Here is a 5,515-nt window from a genome sequence, read left to right on the forward strand (position 1 = left end):
ATAGCTTCACTACGTTCGCTATGACAAAAAAGTGTGTTCGTGATGACAAAATGATGGTTTCTTTGTCAAGCGAGGTACGTGGCAGTCTCTTTATAGCCTATATGAAAGGATAGCCTTGCGTGATGGGATAGCTTCACTACGTTCGCCCAGTTTGTCACTGCGAGGAACGTGGCAGTCTCTTTATAGCCTATATGAAAGGATAGCCTTGCATGAAGAGATAGNNATAGCTTCACTACGTTCGCTATGATGACAAAAAAGTGTGTTTCGCGATGAAAACAATCGGGATAGCCTTGCATAAAGAGATTTCACTGCTCATTACCATCGTACCATTTTAAGAACTGCTTTAATCTATGACGAGCTACAATCGCTTCATGATGGTCATCCATTTTTAAATTAAGATACAAGCGACCCCGATAATTACTCATTCGCTCATACCCTACTATGATGGAGCGAGCATAAATTTCTGATCTATTGATTTGAAAAAAATGATCATCTCCTAATCTTTGTAAGTGTGATTGGATGGTATCATTATTATTGTACCGCTTACAATCTTTTGTATAAATAGTACCTACATTCCCTTTTTTGATAATAGCTATGATATCTGAAGCTGCTATCTTGAATACTTTATTACCTAAACTTCCTTCTATAATGGGTTCTTGAGACTGGACTTGGATTGAGATACTTTGCTTTTGAAACAATCGGATAAAATAGCTAATGGCATAAACAAAATTCAAAGATAACAGCATCCAGACTACAATTTGGAATTCTGTTTGCATGTATCCACTGACATCAAAATCATTATCGAAAGTCCAGAAATATAATCTTATGGCTAAATAGTTAAGAACTAAAACACAAAATAAGCCAAAGAAACATTGATAACTTAATCTTTTAACCCAGTTATCTTCCCATGATATTCGGCTATCTAAATAGTGGTTTATGGAATGTGTGATCTGAATAATTGAGAAAGCAACACCGATACTATATAACATCGCCACATAGTAATTTAGTTGTTGCATGATTTGCCAAACAGGCTTTGTTTGTGGTATAACAATCAAATAATGAGAAATTATGACAGCAAGCAATAAGCGAATGTGCCAATGGAAATATTTTCCGGGTTTAACTTTAAAAAAGAGGCTCTTTTGTTTCATGGCAGGATAGATATTAAGCTTCTTCAACCTAAGATAGTAGCTCACCAATTAAAAAACAACAAAAAAAACTCAATATTTTTATTTTTCAGTCAATTTTTTTTGGCTAACTCCAAAAATACTTATTCTTTTCACAGAAAATTATGAAAGTCATCATCTGATTTTTGTAATTCATCATTTATAAATGCAGTTCATCATTTAATTTGTGTAGTTCATCACTTTTGTGAGTTTTTTGTTAGATTTTTTGAGCGTTTAGCCTCTAATTTTGTTAAGCCGGCCGGCCTATCTATTCATCAATTAAAAAAAACAACTATGGAAAAAGTTCCTTTAACTTCTGCTGGTGTACAGCAAAAACTGGCTAAGCTTTATGCCAAGAGCGACCAAGAATTAAATGTGGAGGCGAATGCCTTTCATCAAGATTTCAAACTTTGGGTTGCCCAAAACTTTCATCTAAATGAAAATCAACTTGCTTACCTCAACAGCCTTGATGAACGCTTTGTTAGCCAAGCTGCTGCCAGAGGAAGCTATTTTATGGCGCATCGCTTACCCATTACTTTAAACAAAATGGAAGCTCCGGCTTTACGAAGCGATGGCAAAGACCGTGGCAAACTGCTCAACTTAAATGAAAGTAGCAATAGCAATTTTATGCCAGAGGAGGGTTATAGCAACCTTGAAGTTTTAACTTTTAATATCACTTATTTTAATTAATCAGTGGGATAGCTGCAAGATATCCCCTGTTAACAGCTGGTGGTGGCAGTAAACACCACCGCTGTTCTCACATTTTCTACCTATGAAAGGGGGATGCCGAAAACCCTTAAAAAGAGTAGGCATCATCATGTAAAACTCTATGGCTTCGAGGTGTAGCAAAGCCAAATCAAAGATGAAAAAAAAATTCATCATTCCTATGATTGCTGTAGCAGCAATCTCAGGTGCTGTTTTATTTTCTGCTTTTAAAGCTAACAGCAGTAGCCTAGCAACAAACCAATTCTGGTTTGAGTATGATGGCTCTGGCGACCCTACTTTAGCCAGTAGCTACCAGTTGGTAGGCTCCACTGCTCCTGGTTGCGAAGGTAGCAGCGAAGTTTGTGCCATCAGAGCTGAAGAAGGTGCCACACCTGGTCAGCCTCAAATCAACAGTATGTTGATTGAACAAATTGAGGCTGCTCTGGAAAATCCTGCTGTTGCCCAACCAGATGTTAGCTTACGCAACTAAGTTAAAACAGCTAACCCAAACAGCATAATCCCATGCTGTTTGGGTTTATTTAGTTTTGCGCAATTCCTGAAAGATCTATCACCTGCTGTGGTATTTGAAACACATAAGCACTAGCATCTGGTGCTAACTCGTACCTATTGGTTCCTAGTACCCTTACCAGTGTTTTACGATAGGCGGGCTCTAACTGTAAACGTTTTAAATCCGTCCACCTGATGCCTCTATACAACAGTTCTTTTCTTCGTTCTTCCAAAATGATATTTAAAGCATCTTCTACGGTACTAGCTGCAAAATCTGTATAGCCATTGCGCTGATAGCGATGCTTTTTCAACTGGTTTAAGCTTTGCATAGCTTCATTAAGCTGCCCTGCTCTTGCCTTACTTTCGGCTTTGTTGAGGTACAGCTCTCCAGTGGTTAAGCCTGAAAAATAAACACTGGATACTACGCCATCAAAACCTCCTTTGAATGTGTAGTTTTGAACACCGTTTCTTCTAAAAAAGGCTGTTTTACGGATATCTTGATTGCTATAGCTATCATACAAAAGCGTATCTACCCGGTATCTGCCAGGAACCAAACCAGAGCCTACTCCTGTTCCATGATAAATCACTTCTTTATTGAACCTGCTAAAAGGTGCCGTTGCTGTTGCATTGATGGTATTGAAATCTAGTAATTCTGCATAGATATTTAAACAAGAATCTGCATATAAACCTGCTTGCGGATATAAGGCCATAGCCATATACACCCTGGATAATAAAGCATAGGTACTCTTCTTGTTAGGGCGTGTGGCTACTGTACTTTCCAGAGGTAAGAGTTTTAAAGCTTCTTTTAAATCTGCCTGTACCTGCTCATAGGACGCTGCTAAACTTGCTCTTGCTCGCTTATCATTAATGTCTGAACGTAATTTTAGGGGTATGCCTAATTTTTCATCAGCGGTACCAGCTTCATAAACAGCTGCATAATGACTTAAAAGTTCAAAAAAAGCATAGCCTCTTAAAAAGAGTGCCGTACCTTTTAAACGATTCCATTCTGCTTGTTCTGCTGGTGTTTTTGGCGTAATGGTAGCCAGCGTTTCCAGTGCTACATTGCTTACAAATACACTATTGTATTTTGAAGCCCAGCCACCACCATCTCCATCTAAAGCAGTACTCTGCCAGATAAAAGTATTACGGTCTCGTTCTGCACTGATGGCATTAAAATCTGCCAGTGTGAAATAAACATTATCACTGGCTAACTCTCCTCTAAAAATACTATTTCCTAAGACGGTATAGTCTAACATGGCTGTCACATCTGTGAGCGTTTGGGGGATAGCCAATGCTTTATCTGGTTTGGCTTCCAAAAACTCTTTACAGGAACTTAAATATCCTATGCTTATAGATAATAAAAGTATCAGCTTAAGCTGATGGATAGGGTGTTTGGTATTCATCATTTTTATTTCTTTTTTGTACAACATGTTGTTAAAAACCTGCTCTTATCCCAAAGGCATAAGTTGCCGCAGGTGGAATATTATTAAATCCAAAATCGGGGTCTATATTTACTTTACTTGCCTGCCAAAGGATACCCATATTATTGCCGTATAGAAATAGCTGGATATGCTTTAGTGGAAAACTTTTGGCTTTATTGCTGATATCGTAACTTATTCTTAGATCCTGCAAACGGATATGATCTCCTTTTTCTACCGTATGCGAAGCATTGGTATGGAAAGTTTCTCTTTGTGCATTTGCCGGGTAAGTTGCAGCGGGTACTTGTGTACGCAACTCGTCTCCGGGCCTCTGCCACCTTAATTCGTAATCTGGATGGGTGATAGTATTGCTATAAAGCTGACTGTAATTGATGGTTGCTCTTCTAAAGAAATAGCCTGCTTTATAGGTTATATTGGCAGAAACGCTCCATCCTTTATAGCTGAAAGTATTTCTAAGTGCGGTATTAAAAATGGGTATAGCCGAACCATGAAATACTAAATCCTCAAAAGGTGTATTGTTCACGATGGCGGTATAATCTTTACTGGCTTGCCCATTAAATAAACCTATGGGCGAACCATCTTGCGCATCTAAGCCTTCCCATTTATAGCTGTAAATACCATATAGAGGATAATCTTTTTGAGGGTTAAGCGCATTGCCTGTCCCTACAATTAAACTGGCTCTGCTTAAGCTGCTCCCATAAGCGCTTACCCTACTCTGCTGGTAAGAGAACAGCATATCACTTTCCCACTTCAGCTTCCCTACCAAGTTTTTGGTATTGATTAAAAATTCTAAGCCATCTCCTTTGGTGCTGGCAGCATTTAATACCCCTGTGCTAAAACCTGTGGTTGGGTCGGTAGGCTCTGTACCTAGCAAGTCTGTCGTACGTCTTCTATAATAATCTATATTGGCGTTTATACGGCTATTGAATACGCTCATATCCAAACCTATGTTCCATGTTCTTACCCGCTCCCACCTGAGCTGGGCATTTGGTGCATTTTGTACAATCGCAAAAGGCAGGTTATTGATGGTTCCTGCTGCTGTATTGTATCTGATGGTGGTAAATGCTGCCAAATTATTATTCACATTGCCAGAAAAACCATAAGAGCTTCTGAGCTTTAAATTATTTATAGCTGTTGAGGTGAAAAAGCTTTCGTTGGTGATGTTCCAGGCTAAACCTGCCGACCATAAGGGTACTCCTTTTTGGTTGGTTTCTACGCCAAATAAATTAGAGGCATCTTTTCTGATGCTTCCACTGATGGTATAGCGCCTATCATAGGTATAAGCTGCATTGGCATAGAGGGAAACAAAGCGATTGAGGGTTTCTGTAAAGAAATTATTGTTTTCTATACTGCTGTTGAAAGATAAACCCATATAGGCCGGAAACACACTTACATAGTCTACCGCAGCAAAAGTTAAGAGGTCATCGTTATAACCATAACTTCTATAGCCGTTACTGCTATTCTTTATTTCACGTTGTTCGGCTCCGGCAATGGCGTCTATCTCGTGTTTATCTCCTATGAGGGTTTGATATTGCAATTGCCCACGTAAACCATAATTAAGGCCCCTGCTGTCACTCTTATCTAAAATCCCTCCTACAGGTATGGGTCTGGTGATGGTAGTTCCATTGATTTGGGAAAAACGGTTGATTAAATTTCTGGCATAATAAGATTCTTGCTGATAAAGCGCTGCTCCGTTTTGAT

The 5,515-nt window shown here is 38.9% G+C and carries 4 protein-coding genes and 1 pseudogene; 2 read left to right on the forward strand and 3 right to left on the reverse strand.

All coding sequences use genetic code 11. The features are described from left to right. Window positions 1-305: 305 nt before the first annotated feature. Window positions 306-1,148 carry a LytTR family transcriptional regulator DNA-binding domain-containing protein gene (locus B2745_RS05630; protein WP_304064292.1) on the reverse strand — a complete coding sequence of 281 codons (843 nt, stop codon included), beginning with the start codon at window positions 1,146-1,148 and terminating at the stop codon, window positions 306-308. Between the two features lie 309 nt (window positions 1,149-1,457). Between B2745_RS05630 and B2745_RS05635 the strand changes: the two genes are divergently transcribed. Then, window positions 1,458-1,853, forward strand: a complete 396-nt coding sequence (locus B2745_RS05635; RefSeq protein ID WP_304064293.1) for a hypothetical protein — start codon at window positions 1,458-1,460, stop codon at window positions 1,851-1,853. A 172-nt stretch (window positions 1,854-2,025) separates the two neighbouring features. Then, window positions 2,026-2,358, forward strand: coding sequence for a hypothetical protein (locus B2745_RS05640; protein ID WP_304064294.1), 333 nt, complete (start codon window positions 2,026-2,028; stop codon window positions 2,356-2,358). Between the two features lie 49 nt (window positions 2,359-2,407). Here B2745_RS05640 and B2745_RS05645 read toward each other — a convergent pair whose 3' ends face one another. Then, complete coding sequence (locus B2745_RS05645; protein WP_304064295.1) at window positions 2,408-3,805, reverse strand: RagB/SusD family nutrient uptake outer membrane protein; 1,398 nt, start codon at window positions 3,803-3,805, stop codon at window positions 2,408-2,410. A 4-nt stretch (window positions 3,806-3,809) separates the two neighbouring features. Continuing rightward, window positions 3,810-5,515 (reverse strand): annotated as a pseudogene (locus B2745_RS05650) (TonB-dependent receptor); the annotation flags it as partial.

The sequence above is a fragment of the Pedobacter glucosidilyticus genome, assembly GCF_002483235.1.
Lineage (GTDB): Bacteria > Bacteroidota > Bacteroidia > Sphingobacteriales > Sphingobacteriaceae > Pseudopedobacter > Pseudopedobacter glucosidilyticum_B.

Coding starts and splice junctions, on each gene's coding strand:
- B2745_RS05630 (WP_304064292.1), bottom strand. CDS start 1,148: ATGAAACAAAAGAGCCTCTTTTTTAAAGTTAAACCCGGAAAATATTTC.
- B2745_RS05635 (WP_304064293.1), top strand. CDS start 1,458: ATGGAAAAAGTTCCTTTAACTTCTGCTGGTGTACAGCAAAAACTGGCT.
- B2745_RS05640 (WP_304064294.1), top strand. CDS start 2,026: ATGAAAAAAAAATTCATCATTCCTATGATTGCTGTAGCAGCAATCTCA.
- B2745_RS05645 (WP_304064295.1), bottom strand. CDS start 3,805: ATGTTGTACAAAAAAGAAATAAAAATGATGAATACCAAACACCCTATC.